Source organism: Brachybacterium sp. 107 (genome assembly GCF_052379725.1).
In the GTDB taxonomy this organism is placed as follows: domain Bacteria; phylum Actinomycetota; class Actinomycetes; order Actinomycetales; family Dermabacteraceae; genus Brachybacterium.
Genome location: NZ_JBQSYW010000018.1, coordinates 1 through 23876, shown reverse-complemented (window position 1 = coordinate 23876; position 23876 = coordinate 1). Strand labels below are relative to the sequence as shown.

General features: G+C 70.4%; 23 protein-coding genes. 7 read left to right on the top strand and 16 right to left on the bottom strand.

Translation table 11 applies throughout. The features are described 5' to 3' along the window. Positions 1-195: 195 nt before the first annotated feature. Positions 196-1551, bottom strand: coding sequence for an alpha-L-fucosidase (locus tag ACT3UL_RS15790; protein ID WP_444579314.1), 1356 nt, complete (start codon positions 1549-1551; stop codon positions 196-198). 177 nt (positions 1552-1728) lie between these two features. On the opposite strand from ACT3UL_RS15790, the gene ACT3UL_RS15785 reads away from it, so the two are divergent. From ACT3UL_RS15785 to ACT3UL_RS15760, 6 genes are all read left to right on the top strand, one after another. Further along, positions 1729-2406: a DUF624 domain-containing protein gene (locus tag ACT3UL_RS15785; RefSeq protein ID WP_444579313.1), complete on the top strand. Its 678-nt coding sequence runs from the start codon at positions 1729-1731 to the stop codon at positions 2404-2406. Between the two features lie 148 nt (positions 2407-2554). Beyond that, entirely contained in the window at positions 2555-4039 is a 1485-nt protein-coding gene (locus ACT3UL_RS15780) for a malate:quinone oxidoreductase (RefSeq protein ID WP_444579311.1), read from the top strand. Positions 4040-4145: 106 nt separating this feature from the next. Beyond that, complete coding sequence (locus tag ACT3UL_RS15775) at positions 4146-4940, top strand: (Fe-S)-binding protein (RefSeq protein ID WP_444579310.1); 795 nt, start codon at positions 4146-4148, stop codon at positions 4938-4940. Then, positions 4937-6562 carry a lactate utilization protein B gene (locus ACT3UL_RS15770; RefSeq protein WP_444579309.1) on the top strand — a complete coding sequence of 542 codons (1626 nt, stop codon included), beginning with the start codon at positions 4937-4939 and terminating at the stop codon, positions 6560-6562. Before ACT3UL_RS15775 ends, ACT3UL_RS15770 begins: the two co-directional genes overlap by 4 nt. After that, entirely contained in the window at positions 6559-7377 is an 819-nt protein-coding gene (locus tag ACT3UL_RS15765) for a LutC/YkgG family protein (RefSeq protein ID WP_444579308.1), read from the top strand. The genes ACT3UL_RS15770 and ACT3UL_RS15765 overlap by 4 nt, the downstream gene beginning before the upstream one ends. After that, the gene (locus tag ACT3UL_RS15760) at positions 7374-8339 is read left to right on the top strand and encodes an aldose 1-epimerase family protein (RefSeq protein WP_444579307.1); all 966 of its coding nucleotides are present in this window, start codon (positions 7374-7376) and stop codon (positions 8337-8339) included. The genes ACT3UL_RS15765 and ACT3UL_RS15760 overlap by 4 nt, the downstream gene beginning before the upstream one ends. 100 nt (positions 8340-8439) lie before the next feature. Here ACT3UL_RS15760 and ACT3UL_RS15755 read toward each other — a convergent pair whose 3' ends face one another. The 15 genes from ACT3UL_RS15755 to ACT3UL_RS15685 all read right to left on the bottom strand — a co-directional run bounded on the left by ACT3UL_RS15755 (position 8440) and on the right by ACT3UL_RS15685 (position 23217). Further along, positions 8440-8772, bottom strand: coding sequence for a histone-like nucleoid-structuring protein Lsr2 (locus tag ACT3UL_RS15755; protein ID WP_444579306.1), 333 nt, complete (start codon positions 8770-8772; stop codon positions 8440-8442). A gap of 131 nt (positions 8773-8903) precedes the next feature. Next, positions 8904-9071: a hypothetical protein gene (locus ACT3UL_RS15750; RefSeq protein ID WP_444579304.1), complete on the bottom strand. Its 168-nt coding sequence runs from the start codon at positions 9069-9071 to the stop codon at positions 8904-8906. Position 9072: 1 nt separating this feature from the next. Then, complete coding sequence (lysS, locus tag ACT3UL_RS15745) at positions 9073-10581, bottom strand: lysine--tRNA ligase (protein WP_444579303.1); 1509 nt, start codon at positions 10579-10581, stop codon at positions 9073-9075. A 43-nt stretch (positions 10582-10624) separates the two neighbouring features. Continuing rightward, positions 10625-11494, bottom strand: coding sequence for a pantoate--beta-alanine ligase (panC, locus tag ACT3UL_RS15740; RefSeq protein ID WP_444579302.1), 870 nt, complete (start codon positions 11492-11494; stop codon positions 10625-10627). Further along, on the bottom strand, positions 11491-12393 hold the full coding sequence (locus ACT3UL_RS15735; protein WP_444579301.1) for a Rossmann-like and DUF2520 domain-containing protein: 903 nt from the start codon (positions 12391-12393) through the stop codon (positions 11491-11493). Before ACT3UL_RS15735 ends, panC begins: the two co-directional genes overlap by 4 nt. Next, positions 12390-14138 (bottom strand): PH domain-containing protein, encoded by a 1749-nt coding sequence (locus ACT3UL_RS15730; RefSeq protein ID WP_444579299.1) that lies wholly within the window; start codon positions 14136-14138, stop codon positions 12390-12392. The genes ACT3UL_RS15735 and ACT3UL_RS15730 overlap by 4 nt, the downstream gene beginning before the upstream one ends. After that, positions 14135-14704, bottom strand: a complete 570-nt coding sequence (locus ACT3UL_RS15725) for a PH domain-containing protein (protein WP_444579297.1) — start codon at positions 14702-14704, stop codon at positions 14135-14137. Before ACT3UL_RS15725 ends, ACT3UL_RS15730 begins: the two co-directional genes overlap by 4 nt. Positions 14705-14885: 181 nt before the next feature. Continuing rightward, entirely contained in the window at positions 14886-15407 is a 522-nt protein-coding gene (locus ACT3UL_RS15720) for a DUF3180 domain-containing protein (protein ID WP_444579295.1), read from the bottom strand. After that, positions 15404-16348 carry a 2-amino-4-hydroxy-6-hydroxymethyldihydropteridine diphosphokinase gene (gene folK / locus ACT3UL_RS15715; protein WP_444579294.1) on the bottom strand — a complete coding sequence of 315 codons (945 nt, stop codon included), beginning with the start codon at positions 16346-16348 and terminating at the stop codon, positions 15404-15406. The genes ACT3UL_RS15720 and folK overlap by 4 nt, the downstream gene beginning before the upstream one ends. Further along, a complete protein-coding gene (gene folP, locus ACT3UL_RS15710) occupies positions 16345-17205 on the bottom strand; it encodes a dihydropteroate synthase (protein WP_444579293.1) in 861 nt (286 codons plus the stop codon). The genes folK and folP overlap by 4 nt, the downstream gene beginning before the upstream one ends. A 4-nt stretch (positions 17206-17209) precedes the next feature. Further along, positions 17210-17776, bottom strand: a complete 567-nt coding sequence (gene folE, locus ACT3UL_RS15705; protein ID WP_444579292.1) for a GTP cyclohydrolase I FolE — start codon at positions 17774-17776, stop codon at positions 17210-17212. A gap of 1 nt (position 17777) precedes the next feature. Then, positions 17778-20096: an ATP-dependent zinc metalloprotease FtsH gene (ftsH, locus tag ACT3UL_RS15700; protein ID WP_444579291.1), complete on the bottom strand. Its 2319-nt coding sequence runs from the start codon at positions 20094-20096 to the stop codon at positions 17778-17780. Between the two features lies 1 nt (position 20097). Then, entirely contained in the window at positions 20098-20652 is a 555-nt protein-coding gene (hpt, locus tag ACT3UL_RS15695; protein WP_444579290.1) for a hypoxanthine phosphoribosyltransferase, read from the bottom strand. Between the two features lie 44 nt (positions 20653-20696). Beyond that, a complete protein-coding gene (tilS, locus tag ACT3UL_RS15690) occupies positions 20697-21791 on the bottom strand; it encodes a tRNA lysidine(34) synthetase TilS (RefSeq protein WP_444579289.1) in 1095 nt (364 codons plus the stop codon). Between the two features lie 16 nt (positions 21792-21807). After that, positions 21808-23217: a D-alanyl-D-alanine carboxypeptidase/D-alanyl-D-alanine-endopeptidase gene (locus tag ACT3UL_RS15685; RefSeq protein ID WP_444579288.1), complete on the bottom strand. Its 1410-nt coding sequence runs from the start codon at positions 23215-23217 to the stop codon at positions 21808-21810. Positions 23218-23283: 66 nt separating this feature from the next. Here ACT3UL_RS15685 and ACT3UL_RS15680 point away from each other — a divergent pair, with 66 nt between their 5' ends. Then, a complete protein-coding gene (locus tag ACT3UL_RS15680; protein ID WP_193118182.1) occupies positions 23284-23796 on the top strand; it encodes an inorganic diphosphatase in 513 nt (170 codons plus the stop codon). The last annotated feature ends 80 nt before the right edge of the window (positions 23797-23876 follow it).

The window sequence follows — 23876 nt, the reverse complement described above, 5'->3', positions numbered from 1 at the left end:
ACGGTGACGGGCGGTCCGGTCGCAGAACCTCTGCAGCCGGACCGCCCGTCGTCATTCCGTACGGGATGCACCATCGGACCGGACCCGGGGCGCCGACCGGATGCGCGGCCGAGATCCGCGACCGAGATCCGCGACCGAGATCAGCCGCCGAGACGTGCGGCATTCCGATCGACGCTGATCATCGGCGCAGGGACATCAGGAGTCCGGCCTCAGCGTCGTCGCACGATAGGCGATGGTGGAATCCGGGACGGGCGCGCCGGTCGCGTCATGCACCGAGGCAGCCTCGAGCACAGCTCCCTGCCCGCTGAGCTCGACCACGAGCGCCGAGGCGCGCACAGCCTGCTCGAGCCGATGGATGCGGCGCACGCCGATGGTGGCCCCGGAGGCGAGCACGGTCCCGTCCTCCAGGAGGATCCGGTGACCGGTGACCCGCTGCCCCTCCTCGAGCCGTTCGACGAGCTCGACATGATCGAAGTTGGTCTCCGCACCCAGATCGATGCGCACGGTGGAGCCGTCGGCCGTGAGGGTTCCGGGATGCGGGCAACCGAAGCGCTGCTCGAGCGCCTCGGCGAACTCGCGCACGCGCGCGGCATCGGCCGGATCGATGCGGCCCCGGCGGTCCGGCGGGATGTTCAGGAGCAGATTGGCGCCGAGCCCGATCGAGCGGTCGTGGACCGCCAGCAGATGCGACAGCGACTTGGGCTCCTCCCCCGGCTGCCAGAACCATCCCTTGCGCAGGGAGACATCGCACTCCGGCGGCAGGTAGACCGGTTCCCCGGTCTCGACGACGTCCTCGTCGTAGTTGTTGAGATCCGTCGAGGTCGTCACGTACTCGACGGGGTCGGCGGCCAGGCCGTCCTCGTTGCCCACCCAACGGATGGTCGCCGGTCCCATGTTGAAGATCATCGTCTGCGGCTGCAGCTCGGCGGCGAGCGCTCCGACGGCGTCCCAGTCGTATTCGCGACCCGCGGATCCTGCGCCGTCGAACCACAGCTCGGACAGCTGCCCGTAGTTCGTGCACAGCTCCCGCAGCTGGGCGAGATAGAACTCGTCATAGACGGCGGCGTCCTCGTACTGCGGGGCGTTGCGGTCCCACGGCGAGGCGTACAGGCCGAGCTTCATCCCGTAGCGGGTGCAGGCGTCGGCGACCTCGCGCACCACATCACCGTTGCCGTCCTTCCAGGGCGAGGACGCCACGGAGTAGTCGGTGGTGGCGGTGGGCCACAGACAGAAGCCGTCGTGATGCTTGGCCGTGAGCACCACGTACTTCGCGCCCAGCTCGTGCGCGGTCCGCACCCATTCGTCGGCGTCCAGGTCGCTCGGGTCGAAGCTCTCCGGCGCCAGGGTGCCGTCGCTCCATTCCTTCCCGGCGAACGTGTTGACCCCGACGTGGAAGAACACCCCCAGCCCGTCGCGCTGCCAGGTCAGCTGGGCGGCAGTCGGGACGAGCGGGACCTGCTGCGTCTGTGGGGGCTGGGCGGCCGGCAGTGCGGTCGTGGCGGTGGTGTTCTCAGGGGTGGTCTGCGCGTCGTCGCGCGGAGTGGATGCCATACGCCCAGTCAATCAAAGATCGGGCCTTTGCGGGAGATCCTGCCAGCACCTGATCCCGATCAGACTCATACCCACGGTTGGACCCGACAGAGACCCTTCAGCCCTCCCGCGAGACATCGGGCCTCTCCCGTCCGAGTGGTGCAACAGCTCACAGCCACGCCCGCTACCCTGACCCTCATGAGTCGATCCGGAGCGCCCGCGGGCCCGACGCAGGTCCCCGCCTGGGTCATGCATTTCAACGAGTTGATCGAGCACGTCTATCTGGTGCTGCGGATCAACATCGTCTGGACCCTGCTCAGCCTCCTGGGCCTGATCGTGGCGGGCGTCGCCCCGGCCGGAGCCGCCGCGGCCGACGCCTTCATCGCCTCGCGGCACGGAGCCCCGGTCAAGGTGCTCCCGCTGATGTGGGAGAGCTACCGCCGCCAGTTCGTCAGCGCCAACCTCCGGATGCTGCCGCTCATGGTGGTCCAGCTCGGCTCGGCGTCGATGATCTGGATCGTCCTGGGCGGCGGCACGTCGACCTCGACGATGGCCGTCGTCCTGTCCGGGCTCGCGGTCGTGAGCGCCGCCTGGTCCACGGTCAGCGTCGCCCTGCTGATGACCGTCCCACGAGTCCGCCGCCAGGACCTCCTGGTGGCGTGGCGGCTGGCGATCCTCCTCCCCGGCGCCCTGCCCCTGCGCTTCATCGGCCTGATCCTTCTGCTCGCCGTGTGGATCACGCTGTGCACGTTCTTCTGGCCGGTCGCCCTCCTGGTGGGTGCCGCCGCAGGGATCGACATCGCCACGTCGGTGCTGAGCCGTCGGGTCGGGCTGCTGCTGGAGGATCTCGAGGCCTCCCGCGCGGTCACCGTCTGACGCTCCCCGGAGTTCTCTGACGGGCAGGCATGCGCCCTCCTCCCGGGTCGACAAGGGATACCCTGGACGCCACGGCCGCCCCATAGCGCGCGAGAGATCACGCAGCGCTCCCCAGGTGCGCCTCCCGAGCTAGCTGGAACGGAGAACCATGGCAGACCTTGACGTCACCCGTGCAGATGCGGTGCTGATCGGCGGGGGGATCGCGAGCGCCACCCTCGCCGCGATGCTCACCGAGCTCGAGCCCGACTGGAACATCGAGGTGCTCGAGAAGCTCGACGGCCTCGGCCAGGAATCCAGCGACGGATGGAACAACGCCGGCACCGGGCACAGCGCCCTGTGCGAGCTGAACTACACCCCGCAGGACGTCGACGGCTCGGTCAGCCCGACCAAGGCGATCTCCATCAACGAGCAGTTCCAGGTCTCCCGCCAGTTCTGGGCGCACCTGGTGGAGACCGGCCGGATCGGTGATCCCTCGACCTTCATCCATGCCGTGCCGCACATGAGCTTCGTGCACGGCATGGAGAACGTGGACTACCTACGTCGGCGCCACGAGGCGCTCTCGAAGCACCCGCTGTTCGACCGCATGCAGTTCACGACGGAGCACCGCCAGCTCTCCGAGTGGGCACCGCTGGTCACCGAGGGCCGCCCGGTCACCGAGACGATCGCCGCGACCTACTCCCCCGACGGCACCGACGTCGACTTCGGGACCCTGACCACCCAGCTCCTGGACTACGCCGGTCGCTACGGCACCACCGTCTCCACCGGCTCCGAGGTCGTGGACCTGCGCCGGATGGGCACGGACTGGGGCGTCATGGTCCGCTCCACGGCCGACGACTCGATCCGGGTCGTCCGCGCCCCGATGGTGTTCGTCGGAGCGGGCGGCGCCGCGCTGCCCCTGCTCCAGAAGTCCGGCATCGACGAGATCCGCGGCTTCGGCGGGTTCCCGATCTCCGGACAGTGGCTGCGCTGCACCGACCCCTCCGTGATCGCACGGCACGACGCGAAGGTCTACGGCAAGGCCGCCGTCGGGGCCCCGCCGATGAGCGTCCCCCACCTCGACACCCGGTACGTGGACGGCCAGCGGTCGCTCATGTTCGGCCCGTATGCGGGCTGGTCGCCGAAGTTCCTCAAGTCCGGCAGCTACATGGACCTGTTCGGGTCCATCAAGCCCTCCAACATCACCCAGATGATGGCTGTCGCCCCGCCGAACCTCGACCTCATGGTCTACCTGGGCTCCCAGCTCGCCGCGACCCGCCATCAGCGGTTCGACGCCCTGCTGGAGTACATGCCCGACGCCCGCGAGGCGGACTGGGAGGAGGTCACCGCCGGACAGCGCGTCCAGGTGATCGCCCCTGACGCCTCCAAGCACGGGGTGCTGCAGTTCGGCACCCAGCTGATCAGTGCGGCCGACGGCTCGATCGGCGGCATGCTGGGCGCCTCGCCCGGCGCGTCGACCGCCACGAGCATCATGCTTAACCTGCTCGGGAAGATGTTCCCGGAGCGGATCGAGCAGTGGCGCCCGGCCATCACGAAGATGGTCCCCAGCTGGGGCACGCACCTGGCCGAGGATGCCGACGCCGCGCACCGCTCGCTGCAGGCCACCGCCGCTTCTCTGGGGCTCGAGCACCCCTGACCCGACCGTCGGCGCCTCCCGGGCGCCGACGGATCCTCGTCGCGGACGGACCGCGGCACGTCACCGTCGACCGCCCACCCGGCAGGACCAGGAAGAAGGAACCCGGATGCGAATCTCACTGATGACCACGTGCCTGGTGGATGTGATGGCGCCGGACGTCGCCCGGGCCACCGTCACCCTGCTCGAGCGCCTGGGGCACCAGGTCGTCTTCGACAAGCGCCAGACCTGCTGCGGGCAGATGCACACCAACACCGGGTACTACTCCGAGGCGGCCCCGGTGGTGCGCAGCTTCGTGGACACCTTCGAGCCGTCCCTGGACCGCATCGACGCGATCGTCATGCCCTCGGGGTCCTGCGCCGGCTGCGTGCGCGAGCAGCACCAGCTGGTGGCGCAGCACGAGGAGGACCCCGTGCTCGAGGAACGCGTGGCCGCCGTCTCGGCGAAGACCTACGAGCTCTCCGAGCTGCTCGTGGACGTGCTCAAGGTGACCGATGTCGGCGCGTACTTCCCGCACAGCGTCACCTACCACCCCACCTGCCACTCGATGCGAGTGCTCAAGGTCGGCGCGCGACCGCTGAAGCTGCTGCGGGCCGTCGAGGGCATCGACATCCGCAACCTCCCCGAGTCCGACTCCTGCTGCGGGTTCGGCGGCACGTTCTCGGTGAAGAACGACGCGACCTCCGATGCGATGGTCACCGACAAGGCGGCCAACGTGGCCTCCACCGGCGCCGAGTTCGTGGTCGCCGGGGACGCGTCGTGCCTGATGAACATCGGCGGCAAGCTGCGGCGCACCAGCGACGACGCCGCAGGACCGCAGGCCGTCCACCTGGCGCAGATCCTCGCCTCCACCCCGGACGATCCCTTCGTCCCGTCCGAGACCATCCTGGGGAGGGCCTCATGAGCACCGTCGACCTCGGCATCCCGACCATCCGCCCCCAGTACGCCTCGCCGTCCTCGAACCTGCGCGGCACGCAGTCCTTCCCCGAGGCCGCGCGTGGTGAGCTCGAGGACGGGACATTGCGCGAGAACCTCCGCCGTGCCACCGCCACCATCCAGTCCAAGCGCGCCTCGGCGGTGCGCGAGGTGCGCGATTGGCAGAAGCTCCGCAACGCCGGCAGCGCCCTGAAGTGGCAGGTCACCGACCATCTCCCGGAGCTGCTGGAGCAGCTCGAGGAGTCCGTGACCGCGGCCGGCGGGGTGGTGCACTGGGCCCGAGACGGCGACGAGGCCGGCGAGATCGTCACGCGTCTCGCCCTCGAGCGCGGCGCCGAGGAGATCCTCAAGGTCAAGTCGATGGCGACCCAGGAGATCGGCCTGGACGAGACCCTCGAGCACGCCGGGATCCGGGCCATCGAGTCGGACCTCGCCGAGCTCATCGTGCAGCTCGCCGGTGACACGCCGTCCCACATCCTCGTCCCCGCGATCCACCGCAACCGCGCCGAGATCCGGGAGATCTTCCTGCGCGCCATGCCGGATCTGGATCCGTCGATCACCGACGAGCCCGCGGAGCTGGCCGATGCGGCGCGCCGCTTCCTGCGCGAGAAGTTCCTGGACATGCCGGGATCGGTGGCGATCTCCGGGGCGAACTTCGCCGTCGCGGACACCGGCACCCTCGTGATCGTCGAGTCTGAGGGCAACGGCCGCATGTGCCTCACGCTGCCCAAGACCCTCATCTCCGTGGTCGGGATCGAGAAGATCATCCCGTCGTTCCAGGATCTCGAGGTGTTCATGCAGCTGCTGCCGCGCTCCTCCACCGGGGAGCGAATGAACCCCTACACGACGCTGTTCACGGGAGTCACCCCGGGCGACGGCCCCGAGGAGTTCCATCTGGTGCTGCTGGACAACGGACGCAGCGCCGTGCTCGAGGACCCGGAGGGACGCAGCGCCCTGCACTGCATCCGCTGCTCGGCCTGCCTGAACGTGTGCCCGGTCTACTCCCGCACCGGCGGCCACGCCTACGGCTCCACCTACCCCGGCCCGATCGGGGCGATCCTCTCCCCGCAGATGACGGGCATGCACGGGCCGGACGACCCCAACACCTCGCTCCCCTACGCCTCGAGCCTCTGCGGCGCCTGCTACGACGTGTGCCCCGTGAAGATCGACATCCCCAAGATCCTCGTGCACCTGCGCGCCGAGGAGGTCGACGACCGTCGGGAGACCAAGGGCGAGTTCCGCGGCACCTGGGACGTGGCGATGAAGGGTGCGAGCACCCTCATGAGCTCTCCCGGTGCCTACGACAAGGCGGTGCGCGCCGCCGGACCGCTCTCGAAGGTGCTGCGCGGCAAGAACATCGGGAAGGTCCCCGGGATGATCCCCCTGGTCCCGGGATGGACCGATCATCGTGACCTGCCCAAACCCGGGAAGTCCTTCCGCAGCTGGTGGGACGCCCGGGAGAAGGATGCCGCCCGGACCGAGGCGTCGCGCCCCGACTCGGGAACGGCCCCCGGGCCCGAGCTGCCCGGCGGCGCCGTGGCATCCGACGGGCCCGACGACGCCCCCACCCGCGGCGAGGAGCAGCGATGAGCGACTGGAGGGACCAGCGACCGGTCCACACCCCCGGGGTGAGTGCGAAGGAAGAGATCCTCGCCCGCGTACGCACAGCCCTCGCGGCCCCGCGCCGGGACGCCGTCACCGAGGCGGAGGACGTGCCTCGCGATTATCAGCGCGCCGATTCCAAGCAGGAGGTCTCCACCGACCGCGGCAAGGTGCGCGACGTGCTCGTGCAGCGTCTCGAGGACTACACCGCCGTCGTGCATCGCACCACGGCCGACGAGGTGCCGGCCACCATCGCCGCGGCCCTCGGGTCCGAGAGCCGGGTCATCGTGCCCGCGGGGCTGCCGGCCGCATGGACCGGCTCCGTGGACGCCACGGTGATCCAGGACGACGGCAGCGCCTCGCCCCGGGAGCTCGACGCGATCGATGCCGTCATCACCGGCTGCCACACCGCGATCGCCCTCACCGGCACGATCGTGCTGCGCGGCGACGATCTCGGGGGCCGACGGGCCATCACTCTGGTCCCCGATCACCACATCGTGGTCGTCGAGGACGAGCAGGTGGTGCTCGGTGTCCCCAAGGGCATCGAACGCATGGGCACCGACCCCGGCGCCCCCTGGACGATGATCTCCGGGCCCAGCGCCACCAGCGACATCGAGCTCAGCCGTGTCGAAGGCGTCCACGGACCGCGACGGCTCGACGTCGTGCTCGTCGAGCCGGCCCCTGAGCCTGAACCAGAGGCCGAGCCAGAGCCAGAGCCAGAGCGCGAGCGGGAACCGAAGCGCGCGGCCGCGTCCACGTCCACGTCCACGTCCACTCAGGACCACCAGGAGAAGACCTCATGACCGATCGCCTGCCCACCGCCGACTCCCAGGCCTCCCCCGCAGGCGACGTCCGGGACCGCGGTGAGCTGTTCGTGCTGAGCGCGGGCGACTATCAGGTCGAGGTCTCGACGCTGGGCGCCATCGTCGAGGCCCTCACCGTCGGCGGCCGCGACCTGCTGGTGCGCAACCCCGAGCAGGGGCCGATGCAGTTCTTCCGCGGAGCAGTCGTCGCGCCCTGGCCGAACCGGATCGGCGACGGCGCCTACTCCTGGGACGGCCAGGACATCCAGACCGCGCTCACCGAACCGGAGCGGGGCAACGCGCTCCACGGCCTGATCTCGTTCCAGGCCTTCACCCCGGTCGACGTCACGGCGGACGCGATCACGCTGCGCACCGAGCTGTTCCCCTCCCCCGGATATCCCTTCCATCTGCTGCTGACGGTCCACCACGCTGTGGACCCCGACGCCGGCCTCACCACGACGGTCTCGGCCCGGAACATCGGACATCAGGATGCTCCGTACGGCGTCTGCCCCCACCCGTATCTGGTGGCCGGACCCGAAGCCCTGGACGAGTGGAGCCTGCAGGTCGTGGCCGGCACGGTGCTCACCGTCACCGAGGATCGCCTGCTCCCCACGGGCACCGAGCCGATCGCTCCCGGGAGCGACTTCGATTTCGGCCGTGCGCGCATGGTCGGTCCGCTGTTCATCGACCATGCCTTCACGGATCTCGGGCGCGATGAGGACGGTCTCGTGACCGTGACCGTGACCGCGCCCGGCGGGACCGGGGTCGCACTCACCGCAGGCGCGGAGTGCGGATGGCTCCAGGTGCACACCGGGGACCGTCCGGAGCCGGAGAACAACCGGCTCGGTCTCGCGGTGGAGCCGATGACCTGTCCGCCCGACGCGTTCCGCAGCGGCACCGACGTGGTGCGCCTGTCCCCGGGCGAGGACTTCTCCGCGAGCTGGTCGATCCGCGGCTGGTGAGCCGGACGGGTCCGGATCCCGCATGACGAGAGCCCGTCACCTCGGAAGGTGACGGGCTCTCGTCATCCCGGGAAGAATTCCCCGGCAGGGTGCCGCGCGATCACTTCGCGTGGGCGTCCTCGTATGCCGTGCGGATGGTTCCGGAGATCCGGCCGCGGTCGGGGACGTCGTAACCGGCTTCCCGCGCCCACTCGCGGATACGTGCCGAATCGTTCGCGCCGCCGGAGCGGCCGGACGAGGTCCCGCGGCTGCGACGACCGCCGACGCGACGGGCCTTGCTGACCCAGGTGCCCAGCTCCTCGCGGAACTTCCGGGCGTTGTCCTCGGACAGATCGATCTCGTAGGCGACGCCATCGGCGGCGAAGCTCACGGTCTCGGCGGCCTGACCGCCGTCGAGATCATCGACGAGCTCCACGTAAGTCTTCCGTGCCATAGGGGTACTCCCTCGCTGGTCTGCGTTTTCTGATTCCGCGAACTCTGGTTGAGTTCGCGAGCGCCACCTAGTATCCATTGCGAAGGGGGGATTATCAATCTGCAGCGCAGAATCACTTCTGCGCGGTGATCCTATTCATCCGTCGGATGAAGTTCCCGATAATCCTTCTCCGCCTGTCGCTGAGCTTCCCGCTCGTGCCGATCCGACCGCAGAATTGCCCGCATCACGAACCAGAACAGGAGGCCGACGCCCAGGGACGGCAGCAGAGATCCGGCTTCGAAGAAGAATCCGCTGTCCATCTCAGGCCTCCGGCTTCACGAGCGGGAACAGGATCGTCTCGCGAATTCCGAGGCCCGTCAGCGCCATGAGCAGACGATCGACGCCCATCCCCATGCCGCCGGTCGGCGGGAGCGCGTACTCCATGGCCTCGAGGAAGTCCTCGTCCAGCCGCATCGCCTCGTCATCACCCTGGGCTGCCAGCTCCGCCTGCTGGGCGAAGCGCTCGCGCTGGATGACGGGATCCACGAGCTCGGAGTAGCCGGTGCCCAGCTCGAAACCGCGCACATACAGATCCCACTTCTCGACGACGCCGGGCGTCGTCCGGTGGGCACGGACGAGCGGGCTGGTCTCGACCGGGAAGTCGCGCACGAAGGTGGGCTCGTACAGGTGGTCGCCCACCCGGTTCTCGAAAAGCTCCTCGACGAGCTTGCCGTGGCCGAACTTCGGATGATCGAGATCGAGGTCCAGGGAGCGTGCGATCTCGCGCAGGCGCTGCGGCGTGGTCTCCGGGGTGATCTCCTCGCCGAGCGATTCGGAGAGAGATCCGTAGACGGTGATCTTCGCCCACTCCCCGCTGAAGTCGTAGTCGGATCCGTCCAGGAGGGTGACGACCTGCGAGCCGGTGGCACGCTCGGCGGCTTCCTGAACAAGTGTCTGGGTGAGATCGCCGATGGAGTTGTAATCTCCGTACGCCTCATACGCCTCGAGCATCGCGAACTCGGGCGAATGCGTCGAATCCGCGCCTTCATTGCGGAAGTTGCGGTTGACCTCGAAGACCCGCTCCAACCCGCCCACGGCCGCCCGCTTCAGGTACAGCTCCGGAGCGATCCGCAGGAAGAGGTCGAGGTCGAAGGCATTCATGTGGGTGACGAACGGGCGCGCCGCGGCACCGGAGGGGATCACCTGGAGCATCGGCGTCTCGACCTCGACGAACTCCCGGGAATGGAAGGAATCGCGCAGGGAGCGCATCACCTGGGCACGCTGGCGCACGGTGTCCCGGGCCTGCTGACGCACGATCAGGTCGACGTAGCGGTGACGCACCCGCGATTCCTCGGACAGGTCCGCGTGGAGCACAGGAAGGGGGCGCACCGCCTTCGCCGCCATCTGCCAGGTGTCGGCGAACACGCTGAGCTCGCCGCGACGCGAGGCCCCGACGCGGCCGTGGAAGAAGACGTGGTCGCCGAGGTCGACGTCCGCCTTGAGGTCGGCGAGGCGCTGCTCCCCGATCTCCGCGAGCGAGGCCATGATCTGCAGTCGCTGACCGGCGCCGTCCTGGATGGTCACGAAGGCGAGCTTGCCGGTGTTGCGCTGGAAGACGACGCGTCCGGAGACGCCCACGACGTCCTCGGTCTCCTGGCCGGCCTCCAGGTGCCCGTAGGCCTCCCGCACAGCGGCGACCGTGGCGGTGACGGGGACCGAGACCGGGTAGGCCTCCTCGCCCCGCTCGAGCAGGCGCTCCCGCTTGGACTTGCGGACCGCTACCTGGTCGGAGGTGTCCGTGGGGTCGAGGGCAGGTGCGTTCTCAGTCATGATCCGCATTCTCTCATCACTCCCCGTGGATACGCTGGTCTCGTCAGGGAGCTGTCACCACCACCACAGCGGCGTCCAGCAGACGGGTGCCCTCCACCCGCCCCGCAAGGGCCACGAGCACCTCCCCGCGGTGATCGGCGCCGATGTCCGCGAGGGTGCTCGGATCCAGCGCGAGAGCATAGGCCCACTCGATCTCGGCGCGGTCGACGGCGGCCGCGAGCGCCCCGCGGAGACCGGCGTTCGACGGAGCGGCGTCCTGCGCCGCGGCCAGGGTGCGCGACAGTGCCAGCGCCTGCTCCCGACCTCGATCCGTGAGGTAGACGTTGCGGCTGGACCGCGCCAGACCGCTGGGCTCGCGCTGGATCTCGACCGGCACGATGCGCACCGGGAGGTCGAGGTCGGCGACCAGCCGCTGGATGATCGCGACCTGCTGGGCGTCCTTGCGCCCGAAGACGGTCAGATCCGGCCGCGTCAGCTGCAAGAGCTTCGTGACCACGGTGACGACCCCGTCGAAATGCCCCGGCCGGGCCGCGCCCTCGAGGATCGTGCCGGCGCGTCCGGCGGTCACCGAGACGGTGGGCGGCAGCACCGGGTACATCTCCTGGACCGACGGGGCGAAGACGAGGTCGACGAGCCCGTCGACGAGGGCGAGGTCCTGCGCGAGGACCCGCGGATAGGCGTCGAAGTCCTCCCCGGGACCGAATTGGAGCGGGTTGACGAAGTCGGTGAGGATCACGTGATCGGCGATCTCGCGGGCACGGGCCACGAGCGCGAGGTGCCCCTCGTGCAGGGCCCCCATGGTGAACACGGCCGCGACGGTGCCGTCCATCCCCGCACGCGCCTCCCGCAGCTGTGCCTTGGTGGTGACCAGTGCGGTGTCGCGGTCCGGCGTCGTCTGTGGTGCGGTGCTCATGCGTCCTCCCTCGGCGGATTCTCCTCGAGCAGTGCCCGGATCTGCTCCCGGCTGTCCTCCGGGATCTTCGCACGCGTCAGGGCCGCGAGCGCGAGGGCGCGATAGGTGTCGCCGGTATCACCACGCACGCCGAACTCCGCCGTCGCGTCGAGATCGTCGAGCGCCTCGAGATGCGCCCCCACGGTTCCGGCGTCACCCCGCATCACCGGACCGGTGAGCGCCTTCGCGCCGTGTCGCAGGGATTCCTCGAGCGCCGCCTCGAGCAGGGGCCGGAGGTAGGCGCCGGGATCCTGGATGCCGATCCGGCCGAGCGCCTCCCGTGCCTGGTCCACGAGGACGACGAGGTGGTTCGCCGCGTGGGCGAGGGAGGCGTGGTACAGCGGCCGGTCCCCCTCTGCGAGCACTTCCACCTCGCCGCCGAGCTCCACGACGAGAGCGGCCGCGACCGGGAGGAAGGTCGGCTGGGCGGTGATGGCCATCGGGCAGCCGAGGAGCCGGGGCAGATCCGTCCGGGTGCCGGTGAAGGTCATGGCGGGGTGGATGGCGAGCGTCGCGCACCCCGCGGCTGCCAGCGGTGCCAGCACGTCGGTCCCGTAGCGGCCGGAGGTGTGCACGACCAGCTGTCCGCCGGGGGCGAGGCCGGTGGCGGCGATCCCGGCGGCGAGCGACTCGAGCTGGTCGTCGGGCACTGCCAGCAGGAGCATCTCGCTGCGTTCGACGATCGAGGGCACGTCCAGCAGCGGGGCGCCGGGCAGCAGCTCCTCGGCCCGCTCGCGGGACGCGTCCGAGACGGCGTAGACCCCGGTGATCGCATGGCCCTCGGCGCGCAGGGCCGCACCGAGCACGGCCCCGACGCGTCCGGACCCGATGATGCCGATGCCGAGCCGTGGTGCGTTCATCGGTCCTCCAGGAGTTCAGCAGGGGCGGGCGCGGCCGACGACCGACCCAGAGCGGGCTGCGGCCACATCTCGCGATCCCGGTAGCGGCGCAGGGTACGGGCATCGTGCGCGAGCGTGGCGTGCAGGGCGATGGCGTCCTCGCGGGCGAGGCCTCCGAGGTCCAGCGAGGTGTCCCCCGCGATCCCCACCGAGAGGCTGAGCACCCCGAGCCGTCGGGCGAGCGGCCCGTCCTGGAGCGTGAGCTCCTGGATGCGTTCACGCGGGATGATCTGCACGGTCCTGCCCAGCACCCCGCTGCGGTGGATCACGGCCCCGGGCAGCAGCACGGTGACCTCGGTGCGTCGGGAGATCCAGTACAGGCGGGCCGGCGTGCGCAGACCGTCGAGCTCCCGCGCCCTCGCCGTCATCAGGTGTTCGAGGGTCCCGAGATCGTCGTCGGTTCCGAGCGGGGCGGCGAGGTGGCTGAGCGTGGCGCCCAGCTCGTCCGGGGTGCCGACAGGCAGGACGTGCTCCGCCCCGTTCTCGTCGGAGTCGTCGATCCCGGCGACGGTCACGGACACAGCCGTCCAGCCGGGGGTGCGCCATAGCAGCGGCCTGCGCAGCTGGAAGCGCTGCACGCGCCCCGAGGCGATGTTGTCGGTGCGCGTGTTGGCCAGGCCGCGCCGCATCCGCAGCCCGCGGTCGGTGTTGCGGGAGACGAAGCCCCAGCCGGATTCGATCCGGCCGAAGACGTACTTCAAGATCGTGAACGCCGACGGCGCCAGGGCGATGACCATGGCGAACGACAGACCCTCCTGCCAGATCGCGAGGCCGATCGCGACGACGACACCCACGAAGCTCATGACGATGCCGAGGAGGAACCCGAGGTCCCGGAGGAGCGAGCGCACGAGCCGCCCGGTGGGGATCTTCGCGATGAGCTCGCCGTCGGTGACGCCGTCGTAGAGGACGCCCTCGAGCCGGCCGGCTCCGGTGGGCTCCGTCGTGGCGTCGTCGATGGCGGCATCGTCGGTCGCAGCACCGCCGGTCACAGCACCGCCGGTCGCAGCACCGTGAGCCCCGGCTCCGGGCGCCAGCTCTCCGGCCGACTGCTCGTGCCGGGCGGACGAGGTCGACCTGTCGGCCGTCCCGTCGGTCGAGATGTCCGTCTCCGCGGTGGCGGCACCGGGAAGCGCAGCGACCCCGAGGATCCGACGGCGCAGGAGCTCGGCGTCCGCGGACTTCACGTACTCGATGTCGAGGTACGACTCTCCGCCGCCCGCTACCTCGACCCGGACCTTCGCCAGACCCAGCACGCGTGCGAGCAGCGGACGCTCGACGGAGACCGACTCGATACGGGCCTGCGGCGCATATTCTCGGGACTTGCTGATCACGCCGGTGTGCAGGGACACGCCCTCGTCGTCGACCGCATAGGTCGTGAACCACCAGCTGATCGAGGACAGCACGATGGCGATCACCACGGCGGCCAGGATGACGCCGGCGCCGATGAGCGCCTTGGTGACCGAGAAGTCGTTGACGAGCCGTGCGATGTTCTGGGCGGAGACCACTGCGACGATGCCGACGACGATCTTCCAGCCGCTCACCAGCGGGGTGATCGGGTGGGTCCGCCGGCGCCCGGCAGTCATGGTGCTGGTCTCCGGCGTCGCGGTGCCGCTCCCGCCCGCGGTGCCTCTCCCGCCCGCAGTGCCGCTCCCGCTCTCGGTATCGGCGTCGTCGGGCCCTGCGGTGGGGTGCTCGGTCGCGCTCACAGCGCAGCCATGATCTCGATGCCGCGCTCGGTCAGCATCGCGCGCAGGCGCTCGGCCTCCTGCTTGGGCAGACCGGGCAGCACGACGGTCGACCCGCCGGCGGCGGTGCTCACCGTGAGCTTCGCGAGACCGTAGCGACGGTCCACCGGCCCTTCGTCGATCTTCACGGACTGCACGCGCCCGTACGGGATCGTGTGCACCGAGCGGAACATGATGCCGCTGGCGATCGTCAGATCCTCCTGCGCGTCGAGGTAGCCGATGGCGCGCACCCGTCGCGGGGTGAGCAGGAGGCTCTGCAGCAGGATGATCAGGGGCAGCACGCCGATCGGGGCGAGCCACCACAGGTCCGTCAGCACCGCCGCCACGATCGCGCCCGCGATCATGAGCACCCACACCACGTAGCCCACGATGCCGGCGACATAACGCGCGGGCACCAGTCGAGGTGAGACGGGGCGCAGCGCGCCGGCGCCGAGGAGGCCGTCCGGGGTGTCGGGCAGCGTCGGCGACGTGGGGACGACGTGCATCGACGCCGTGGGGCGCTCGGTGGGTTCAGGAGCGGAAGTCATGGTCACCATCGTGTCACCTCGTGCGCTTCTCGCCATCCGACCTCCGGGGATGCTTTCCGCGTCGGACGCGGTCCTGCTCCCCCGATCGTCGGGGTGCGGAGCCGACGTTCAGCGGAGTCATCGGAGTCATCGGATTCAACGGATTCAACGGATCCAGCGGGTCCAGCAGGTTCTGCCGGGCTCAGTGCCCGAGTCCTGCGCTCTCCCCGGTGCTCTCGCCGCTGCCGTCGCCGTCGTCCGGGGGCAGCTGCCCCCAGCGCTCGACGACCACGCCGAGGATCGCGAGCCCGATCCCCACCACGGCGGCGGCACCCGTCGGGAGGATCGCTGCGAGCGGGTCCCCGGTCCCGGTGACCATCAGGTACAGGGTCTGCCCGGCGAAGATCCCGCCCACCACCGCGCCGGTGTAGGCACTGGCGCGAGCCAGCAGCACGGTGCGGAAGGCGGTGGGCAGGTCGATCTGGTGGCGGCGCGGGGCGAGGCTCGGATGGACCCGGCGCTCCTCGCTCTCGACCATGTAGCGGCGCAGCGGGATCCCGTAAGCCAGCAGCACCGCTCCCATCGCGAGCATCACCGCGGTGGTCAGCCAGCCCGCGATCGGCAGGGAGTGGCCCCGCGACGCGAGGGTCTCGAGCATCTGGGCGCCGAACCCCGCACCGATCACGACGATCAGCAGCAGGATCGGCAGGTTGAGCGGCCTCACGAGAGGTCGAACCCGGGGATCGGCGTGCCCGGTCGCAGGCCGTCACGATCCGTGGCCTCCGCGAGCAGCGCGGCGATCGGACCGTGGCCCGGCAGCACGGCGTCGGGCCGCGCGGCGTGCCAGGGGGCGAGCACGAAGGCCCGTTCGTGGGCGCGGGGATGCGGGAGCGTGAGCTCCTCGTCCTCGCTCGTGGTCTCGCCGTAGGTGATGACGTCGACGTCGAGCGTGCGCGGCCCCCACCGGACCAGCCGCTCACGACGGGCATCACGCTCGGCGCGGTGCGCCGCCTCGAGCAGCGAGAACGGGCCCAGGACGGTGCTCACGCCGATGGCGGAGTTCAGGAACGCGTCCTGCCCGTCGGGCCCGCCCACCGGTGCGGTCTCCAGCACGGGGCCGGTCCAGTCGATCTCGATCCCGTCCGTCGTGCCGAGCAGCTCGAGCGCCCGGGCGAGCTGGGATTCCCGGTCGCCGAGATTCGTGCCCAGGGCGAGGACGGCCTCGACGGGTGCGGCATCGCGCGTGATGGTGATCGCGACGTCGCCGACCGGCAGGCCGACGGGGGCCGCGGGCTTGTGGACCCGTACCTCCGCGCGGCGCACGAGCGGGTGCCCGGTATCGGTGAGGATCCGCTGCGCGATGCGCTCGGCGAGCGTCTCCACCAGATCGTGGGAGCCGGTGCCGATCTCCTCGTGCACCGCGGCGGCCACCTCCGCGTAGTTCACGGTGCGCGAGAGTGCGTCGCTGCGGCCGGCCGGAGCCGTGGACAGCTGGAGCGCGACATCGACCACGAACTGCTGGCCGAGGTCCTTCTCCTGGCTGAGCACGCCGTGCCGGCCCCAGGCCCGGATCCCGGTCACCTCGATGCGGTCGAGCGACCCGTGGTCGAGCCCGGGACGGGCACGTCCCGTCCGTGCTGGTTCGTGACCTTCGGTGGTGCTCATCGGCGGGCGCTCCTGCGCAGTCGGTCGCCCACGCGCACGGCGGCGAGGGTGGAGGGGACCTCGTGGACCCGGACCGCCCAGGCGCCGCGCTCGGCGCTGTAGGCGCTGATCGCTGCCGTCGCGGCGTCACGGTCCACGCCCAGCGAGCTCACGAAGCGCTTGCGGGATGCTCCGATGAGGATCGGCAGTCCGTGGGAGGCGATGCCGTCCCAGTCGGCGAGCACATCCCAGTTCTGGTCGCCCGTCTTGGAGAACCCGAGGCCGGGGTCCGCGACCAGGAAGCGGTCCTCGACGCCGGCTTCCCGCAGCGCGGCCAGCCGGTCCTCGAGCTCGGTGGCGCTGTCGCGCGCCGCGTCCTCGTACACGGCCAGCTCGTTCATGACGTCGCTGTGACCACGCCAGTGCATCGCGATGAAGACCGGCGGCGTGCCGCGCACGGTGCGCAGCCGTGCCGCCTCGCTCCCCATGTCGACATCGGCCCGGCCGGCGGAGACGTCGTTGACGATCAGGGCGCCGGCCGCGACGCTTTCGGCGGCCACCGAGGACCGCATGGTGTCCACACTGATCACGACGCCCTCCGCGGCGAGCTCGCGGACCACGGGGATCACCCGGCGCAGCTCCTCGTCCTCGTCGACCCTGGGCGCCCCCGGCCTGGTGGACTCCCCGCCGACGTCGACGATCGCGGCGCCCTGGGAGACCAGCAGCCGCCCGTGGGCGATCGCCTCGGCCTGGGTGAAGTGCTCCCCGCCGTCGGAGAAGGAATCGGGGGTGACGTTCAGGACGCCCATGACCAGGGTGTCCTCTCGGGAGAGACGCTCGGGAATTCCCTCCGGGCTCTGGCGTTCCGCAGGGCTCATGGGGTCACGCCCGGTTGATGAGGCTCATGGCCTCGGCCCGGGTGCTGGAGCTCTCGCGCAGCATGCCGCGCACCGCGCTGGTGACCGTCCGGGCGCCCTCGGCACGCACGCCGCGCATCGACATGCACATGTGCTCCGCCTCGATCACCACGATCGCGCCCGCCGCGCCGAGCTCGCTCATGAGGGCGTCGGCGATCTGGAACGTCAGCCGCTCCTGCACCTGCGGCCGACGGGCGTAGACGTTCACGAGGCGGGCGAGCTTGCTGAGCCCCGTCACCACACCACCGTCGGGGATGTAGCCGACGTGCGCCCTGCCCACGAACGGGAGGAGGTGGTGCTCGCACATCGAGTGGAAGCCGATGTCCCGCACCAGCACGAGCTCCTGGTGGTCGATGTCGAAGGTGGTCGACAGCGGCTCGCGGGCGTCCTGGTCGAGCCCTTCGAAGACCTCCGCGTACATCCGCGCGACCCGGGCCGGGGTCTCGAGCAGACCGTCCCGGTCCGGGTCCTCGCCGATCCCGGCGAGGATCTCCCGGACCGCCGCCTCGATGCGGGCGTGATCGATCGTCATCTCAGTGCGCCGTCCCGTCGCCCTCGGGGGCATCGTCGCGGCGGGAGGGCCCGTAGCCCGGGTTCCCGTCCTGGCCGCCGGTCGGGCCATAGCCGTCCGAGCCGTACCCGTCGGCGCTGTAGCCACCGGAGCCGCCGGAGCCGTAGCCGCCGGACCCACCGGGTCCGTACCCGCCGGGACCGTAGCCTCCGCCGCCGCCCGGGAGATCACCGTGGGGTGCTCCCGGGATGGAGGGGCCGTCGTCACCGGGGTGCGGCAGCTCGGGGGCACCGGGGCTGAGGGGCTCGCCCGCGTCGTGGGACTCCGCCCCGGTCGCGGTGGTGCCGCTGCCCGCCTGCGGAGCCGCGAGCGCCGGGCGCTCCTGGCTGGACTGCCACACCTCGCGCAGAGGCCGCTTGGTGACGTCCGTGAAGATCGCGGCGAGCTCGTGCTCGTTCAGGGTCTCCTTCTCGAGGAGCTCCTCCACCAGGCGGTCGAGAACGTGGCGGTTCTCCACGATCACGGCCCACGCCTCGTCCAGCGCGGTGTCCAGGAGGCGGCGCACCTCCTGGTCGATGATGCTCGCGGTCTCGGCGCTGAAGCGGGGTGCCTGACCCTGCTGCATGCCCACGAAGACCTCGTCCTGCTCGCCGGAGAGGGCGACCTGGCCGACGCTGTCGCTCATGCCGAGCTGCATGACCATCGCCCGGGCGATCTTGGTGGCATTCTGCAGGTCCGAGCTGGGACCGGTGGTGACGTCGTGGAAGATGCTCTCCTCCACGGCGTACCCGCCCATCGCGTAGGCGAGGCGGTCCAGGAGCTCGTTGCGCGACTGGTAGTTGCGGTCCTGGGTGGGGACGACCATCGTGTAGCCGCCGGCCCGGCCGCGCGGCAGGATCGTCACCTTGGTGACCGGGGCGGAGTTGTTCATCGCCGCGGCGACCAGCGCGTGCCCGCCCTCGTGGTACGCGGTCATCTGGCGCTCGCGCTCGGTCATCACCTTGGAGTAGCGCTGCGGGCCCATGGACACACGGTCGATGGCCTCGTCCAGGGCGCGGTCGTCGATGATCTGGTTGCCGCTGCGGGCTGTCAGCAGCGCCGCCTCGTTGAGCACGTTGGCGAGGTCCGCACCGGACATGCCGATGGTGCGCTTGGCGACGGCCTCGAGGTCGACGTCGTGCGCGAGCGGCTTGCCCTTGGCGTGCACGCCGAGGATGTGGAGACGACCCTTGAGGTCCGGGGCCTCGACGCCGATCTGCCGGTCGAAACGGCCCGGGCGCAGCAGCGCGGGGTCCAGGATGTCGACACGGTTGGTCGCGGCGATGAGGATGACGTTCTGGTTCTCGTCGAACCCGTCCATCTCCACCAGCATCTGGTTCAGGGTCTGCTCGCGCTCGTCGTGCCCGCCGCCCATGCCGGCGCCGCGGTGACGGCCCACCGCGTCGATCTCGTCGATGAAGATGATCGCCGGGGCATTCTCCTTCGCGGTCGAGAACAGATCGCGCACGCGGCTCGCGCCGACGCCCACGAACATCTCCACGAAGTCGGAGCCGGAGATCGAGTAGAAGGGCACGTTCGCCTCACCGGCGACGGCCTTGGCCAGCAAGGTCTTGCCCGTTCCGGGAGGCCCGTAGAGCAGTACGCCCTTGGGGATCTTCGCGCCCACGGCCTGGTACCGGCCCGGATCCACGAGGAACTGCTTGATCTCGTCGAGCTCCTCGACGGCCTCCTCCGCGCCGGCGACGTCGGCGAAGGTGACCTGCGGGGCCTCCTTGTTGAACAGCTTGGCCTTGGACTTGCCGAACTGCATGGCCTTGCCGCCGCCGCCCTGGGCGTTCATGATCAGGAACCAGAACAGGCCGATGAAGATCAGCAGCGGAAGGAACGACAGCAGCAGCGTCGACCACCACGGGCTCGTGGCGATCTCGTCGGTGTAGCCCTTCTTCGGATCGGCCTTCTGCACCGCCTCGACCACGTCGTCGCCGCGGGCGTCGACGTAGGAGAACTGGACCTTCTTGCCCTTGTCCTCGTCGCCGTCGACGAAGTTCTTCGTCAGCACCAGGTCGACGCGCTGCTGGTTGCCGTCGATGATCTTGGCCTGCTCGACGGTGCCGCCCTCGAGCAGCTCGAGACCCTGCTGGGTGTCGACCTGCTGGTAGCCGTCGCGCCCGAACAGGGAGAACAGGGCCATGCCCAGCAGCAGCGCCACCAGGATCCAGATCGCGACCCCGGTGAAGGGCCGGCGCTTCTTGGACTTGCCGCCCTTCCCGGATCTCGCAGGCTTCGTCGACTTGTCGGTCGCCGCGGGCTTGTTCTTGTTCTTGGAGGAGTCATCCGCCATGTCAGTCCTCGTAGACCGAGCGCTTGAGCACGCCCACGTAGGGGAGGTTCCGGTAGGCCTCCGCATAGTCGAGCCCGTAACCGATCACGAACTCGTTGGGGATGTCGAAGCCGACGTACTTGACGTCGATCTCGACGCGGGCCGCCTCCGGCTTGCGCAGCAGGGCGGCGACCTCGACGCTCTTGGGGCCGCGCGATCGCAGGTTCGACAGCAGCCACTTCAGGGTCAGGCCCGAGTCGATGATGTCCTCGACGATGAGCACATTGCGCCCGTCGATGTCCGCGGAGAGATCCTTGAGGATCCGCACGACGCCGGAGGACTTGGTGCCGGACCCGTAGGAGGAGACGGCCATCCAATCCATCTCGACATCCAGCTCGATCGAGCGGGCGAGGTCGGCCATCACCATCACCGCACCCTTGAGGACGCCCACCAGGATCGGGGGCTCGTCCGCGTAGTCAGCGGCGATCCGGCGTCCGAGCTCGGACACCTTCTCGCGGATCTGCTGTTCGTCCAGCAGAACCCGTTCGACATCGGGGTGGTGGTGCGTCTGAGGCACGCGGATCTCCTCCAGGGAACGTGGTGGGGTGCGTCCGCCGCGACTCACGGATCCATACGGCGCCACACCAACAGGCCGTCGCGGCGAGCGACCTCGATCCTACCCGGTACGGGTACCGAAGCCTGACCATGCCATGAGACGACCAGGGCGTCGATCATGAGCACCTGGCGCCGCAGCAAGGACTTCGCCCCGGCGGGCACCCCGGCGGGCTCCGCGATCCGGCGCGCCCGACGGGAGACGTCCCGGAGGATCCGTGTGCGCAGGGGTGCGGGGGCTGCGGTCAGGGCGTGCACGTCCAACAGCAGCAGATCCCGCTCCTCACGCAGCTCCCCACCGTCCCGGACCACCGCCTCCAGGAGAGCCGTCGCCTCGGCATCGAGGTGGTCAGCATCGGGTCGCACCAGGTCCGCGGTGCGGGCGAGGTTCTCGTCGATCTGCTCCCCGAGCAGCTCCCGCAGCAGCGGCAGCGCGCGATGACGTACCCGAGCGCGCAGCATCGACTCGTCCGCGTTCATCGGGTCCTCCCACCACTCCAGGTCATGGAGCCGGCAGATCTCCTCGGTGTCGGCTCGGCGCAGCGCCGTAGTCTCGTCACGGCCGCTGCCCAGGAAGGGTCGCAGCAGCGCGCCGCGGGAGCGGGGGATCCCGGCGAGGGCTCGGGGCCCGGCGCCCCGCGCGAGGCCCATCAGCACCTGTTCGGCCTGGTCGTCCAGGGTGTGCGCCATCAGCAGGGCCAGTCCCCCGCGGTCCTCGAGGAGGGCGTCGAGCGCGCTGTGCCGCGCTTCGCGGGCGGCCTTCTCGAGGCCGCCGCCCGAGGCGGGATCGACGTGGACCCGCAGCACGTACGCGGTGACGCCGAGCCGTTCGGCCTGGGCCTTCGCCCGTTCCGCGACCGAGGAGGAGTCCGTCTGCAGCCCGTGGTCGACGATCGCCGCCTCGGCCTCCAGTCCCATCCGCGAACCGACCCAGGCCGTGGTCGCCAGCAGGGCGAGCGAGTCTGCTCCGCCGCTGAGGCCGACGAGGATCCGCGGGGACAGCTGACCTGCGGCGGTGTCATCGGCGAGCTGTTCGAGCCGGCTCGTGAGCGCCACCTTGACGGCGGTCCGTGCGCGCGCGACGACGGGGGCGGGCCCGGCCATCAGGAGTCCTCCCCCATCAGGCGACCTTCACCATCTCGGCGGCGACCGCGTCGACGGCTTCGCGGGCTTCGACGGCATCAGCCCCGTCGAAGCCGTGCACCACGATCGAATAGCCCGCCGTCCGGCCGTCCGGCAGCACGACGACCCCTGCCAGAGTGGCGGCACCTCCGAGATATCCGGTCTTGCCCCGGACCAGGCCCCGGGCCAGGTCGGTGCTGTCGTCCCCGAAGCGATCGACGAGAGTCCCCGAGAGTCCGGCGATCGGGACGTCGAAGAGGATCTGCTGGAGCGCGGGCTCCTCCCCCGAGGCGACGTGCGCGAGCACCGCGGAGAACAGGGCCGGCGGCACCCTGTCCTCCCGCGACAGACCGGAGCCGTCGTGGATCTCGAGCGCGGCGAGATCCTCCTCGGGAACCCCGATCTCCCCGGCGAGGTCCCTGATCTCCGCTTCCACCGCGGCCGCGGCGGCCTGCGGGGTCGTCGCCTCGCCCCGGGCGTCGGCGACGAGATGGGCAAGCAGCTCCGCGGTCGTGTTGTCGGAGATCTGCAGGGTGTGGCGCACGATCTCCGAGAGGGGCTCCGAATGCACCTCGACGCTCGGGGCCTCGTCCGCCGCCTCGGCGGTGGTGAGCTTCCCCGTGACCGGGAGTCCCTCCTCCTCGAGCAGCTCGGCGAAGCGACGGGCCGCATCCCCGGCGGGATCAGCGGACTTGGCGCCGTACTGCTCCCCGTCGAGCCAGCCCTCGTCCAGCGCGAGCGTGGCCGTCGGCGTCACCCAGCCGCCCGCGGTCCCGTTGTTCCCCCAGGCGGGGTTCGCACCGCCTGAGAGGTAGGAGTCGTCCAGGGCGAGGGAGACCTCGGTGCTGCCCTGCTCCTGGGCGAGCGCGACCGTCTGGATCGCGAGGTCACGCAGGTCCGCCTCGCTGAGAGTCATATCACCGCCGCCCTGGAGGGTGACGAGTCCGTCCTCGACGGTGGCGCGGGTGGTGAGCACCTCGTCCCCGGTGTAGAGGCGGAGCACGGCGGCCGCGGTCAGGAGCTTGAGGGTCGAGGCCGGGGTCAGGGCGGCCTCGGCGTCGCGCGCGGCGAGCACCTCACCGGTGTCCGCGTCGACCACGCTGAAGGCGAGGCCTCCGGCGACGACGGGATCCGCAGCATGAGCCGCCATGCGTTTCTCCAGGTCAGCTGCCTGATCGAGGTCCGGTTCCGGGGCGACCGCGGGGCCCGGTCCAGCGGCCGGGACCCTCTCCCAGCCCTCGGCCTGCGCCTGCGGGCCGGATTGCGGTCCCTCCTGCACGGCGCGCACGGTGAGCACACCTGGGAAGGCGTCGGTGAGATCCCCGATCAGATAGAAGCTTCCGGGGACGACGGCGCACAGCACGATCGCCGTCGTGCGCCAGATGCGCTCGGATACTGTTCCCGCCATGTCCCCACGATATGGTGTCCGGGTCAGAACCAGTGCCCACAGGGCCGGAGCAACGGAGCGGCTGTCGTGGAATTCGACGTGACCATCGAGATCCCTCGCGGGAACCGGAACAAGTACGAGGTGGACCACCACAACGGGCGTATCCGCCTGGACCGGATGCTTTTCACCGCCACTCGCTATCCCGATGACTACGGGTTCATCGAGGGCACTCTCGGAGAGGACGACGATCCCCTGGACTGTCTCGTCCTGCTCGAGGAGCCCACCTTCCCGGGCTGCCTGATCCGCTGTCGCGCGCTCGGCATGTTCCGCATGCGCGACGAGGCCGGCGGCGACGACAAGATCGTGGCGGTGCCCGTCGGCGACCGCCGTCAGGTCCGCCGCCAGGAGCTCACCGATGTCTCGGAGTTCCATCGGCTGGAGATCCAGCACTTCTTCGAGGTCTACAAGGATCTCGAGCCGGGCAAGAGCGTCGAGGGCGCTCACTGGGAGGGCCGCAGCGACGCGGAGGCGGAGATCCGCCGTTCCTACCAGCGTGCCGTCGGCACCGAGCACGAGAACGACTTCACGCAGGACGTGTGATCACCGGGCGGTCGCCGACGCGCGACCGCCCTGTCGAGCGACAGCAGGAGAGGGCCGGCCCCGCGGGGTCGGGCCACGGC

What these genes read in the sequence shown, in the direction of transcription:
- ACT3UL_RS15790 (WP_444579314.1), bottom strand. Translation starts at nt 1,551, where the DNA reads ATGGCATCCACTCCGCGCGACGACGCGCAGACCACCCCTGAGAACACC.
- ACT3UL_RS15785 (WP_444579313.1), top strand. Translation starts at nt 1,729, where the DNA reads ATGAGTCGATCCGGAGCGCCCGCGGGCCCGACGCAGGTCCCCGCCTGG.
- ACT3UL_RS15780 (WP_444579311.1), top strand. Translation starts at nt 2,555, where the DNA reads ATGGCAGACCTTGACGTCACCCGTGCAGATGCGGTGCTGATCGGCGGG.
- ACT3UL_RS15775 (WP_444579310.1), top strand. Translation starts at nt 4,146, where the DNA reads ATGCGAATCTCACTGATGACCACGTGCCTGGTGGATGTGATGGCGCCG.
- ACT3UL_RS15770 (WP_444579309.1), top strand. Translation starts at nt 4,937, where the DNA reads ATGAGCACCGTCGACCTCGGCATCCCGACCATCCGCCCCCAGTACGCC.
- ACT3UL_RS15765 (WP_444579308.1), top strand. Translation starts at nt 6,559, where the DNA reads ATGAGCGACTGGAGGGACCAGCGACCGGTCCACACCCCCGGGGTGAGT.
- ACT3UL_RS15760 (WP_444579307.1), top strand. Translation starts at nt 7,374, where the DNA reads ATGACCGATCGCCTGCCCACCGCCGACTCCCAGGCCTCCCCCGCAGGC.
- ACT3UL_RS15755 (WP_444579306.1), bottom strand. Translation starts at nt 8,772, where the DNA reads ATGGCACGGAAGACTTACGTGGAGCTCGTCGATGATCTCGACGGCGGT.
- ACT3UL_RS15750 (WP_444579304.1), bottom strand. Translation starts at nt 9,071, where the DNA reads ATGGACAGCGGATTCTTCTTCGAAGCCGGATCTCTGCTGCCGTCCCTG.
- lysS (WP_444579303.1), bottom strand. Translation starts at nt 10,581, where the DNA reads ATGACTGAGAACGCACCTGCCCTCGACCCCACGGACACCTCCGACCAG.
- panC (WP_444579302.1), bottom strand. Translation starts at nt 11,494, where the DNA reads ATGAGCACCGCACCACAGACGACGCCGGACCGCGACACCGCACTGGTC.
- ACT3UL_RS15735 (WP_444579301.1), bottom strand. Translation starts at nt 12,393, where the DNA reads ATGAACGCACCACGGCTCGGCATCGGCATCATCGGGTCCGGACGCGTC.
- ACT3UL_RS15725 (WP_444579297.1), bottom strand. Translation starts at nt 14,704, where the DNA reads ATGACTTCCGCTCCTGAACCCACCGAGCGCCCCACGGCGTCGATGCAC.
- folK (WP_444579294.1), bottom strand. Translation starts at nt 16,348, where the DNA reads ATGAGCACCACCGAAGGTCACGAACCAGCACGGACGGGACGTGCCCGT.
- folP (WP_444579293.1), bottom strand. Translation starts at nt 17,205, where the DNA reads ATGAGCCCTGCGGAACGCCAGAGCCCGGAGGGAATTCCCGAGCGTCTC.
- folE (WP_444579292.1), bottom strand. Translation starts at nt 17,776, where the DNA reads ATGACGATCGATCACGCCCGCATCGAGGCGGCGGTCCGGGAGATCCTC.
- ftsH (WP_444579291.1), bottom strand. Translation starts at nt 20,096, where the DNA reads ATGGCGGATGACTCCTCCAAGAACAAGAACAAGCCCGCGGCGACCGAC.
- tilS (WP_444579289.1), bottom strand. Translation starts at nt 21,791, where the DNA reads ATGGCCGGGCCCGCCCCCGTCGTCGCGCGCGCACGGACCGCCGTCAAG.
- ACT3UL_RS15685 (WP_444579288.1), bottom strand. Translation starts at nt 23,217, where the DNA reads ATGGCGGGAACAGTATCCGAGCGCATCTGGCGCACGACGGCGATCGTG.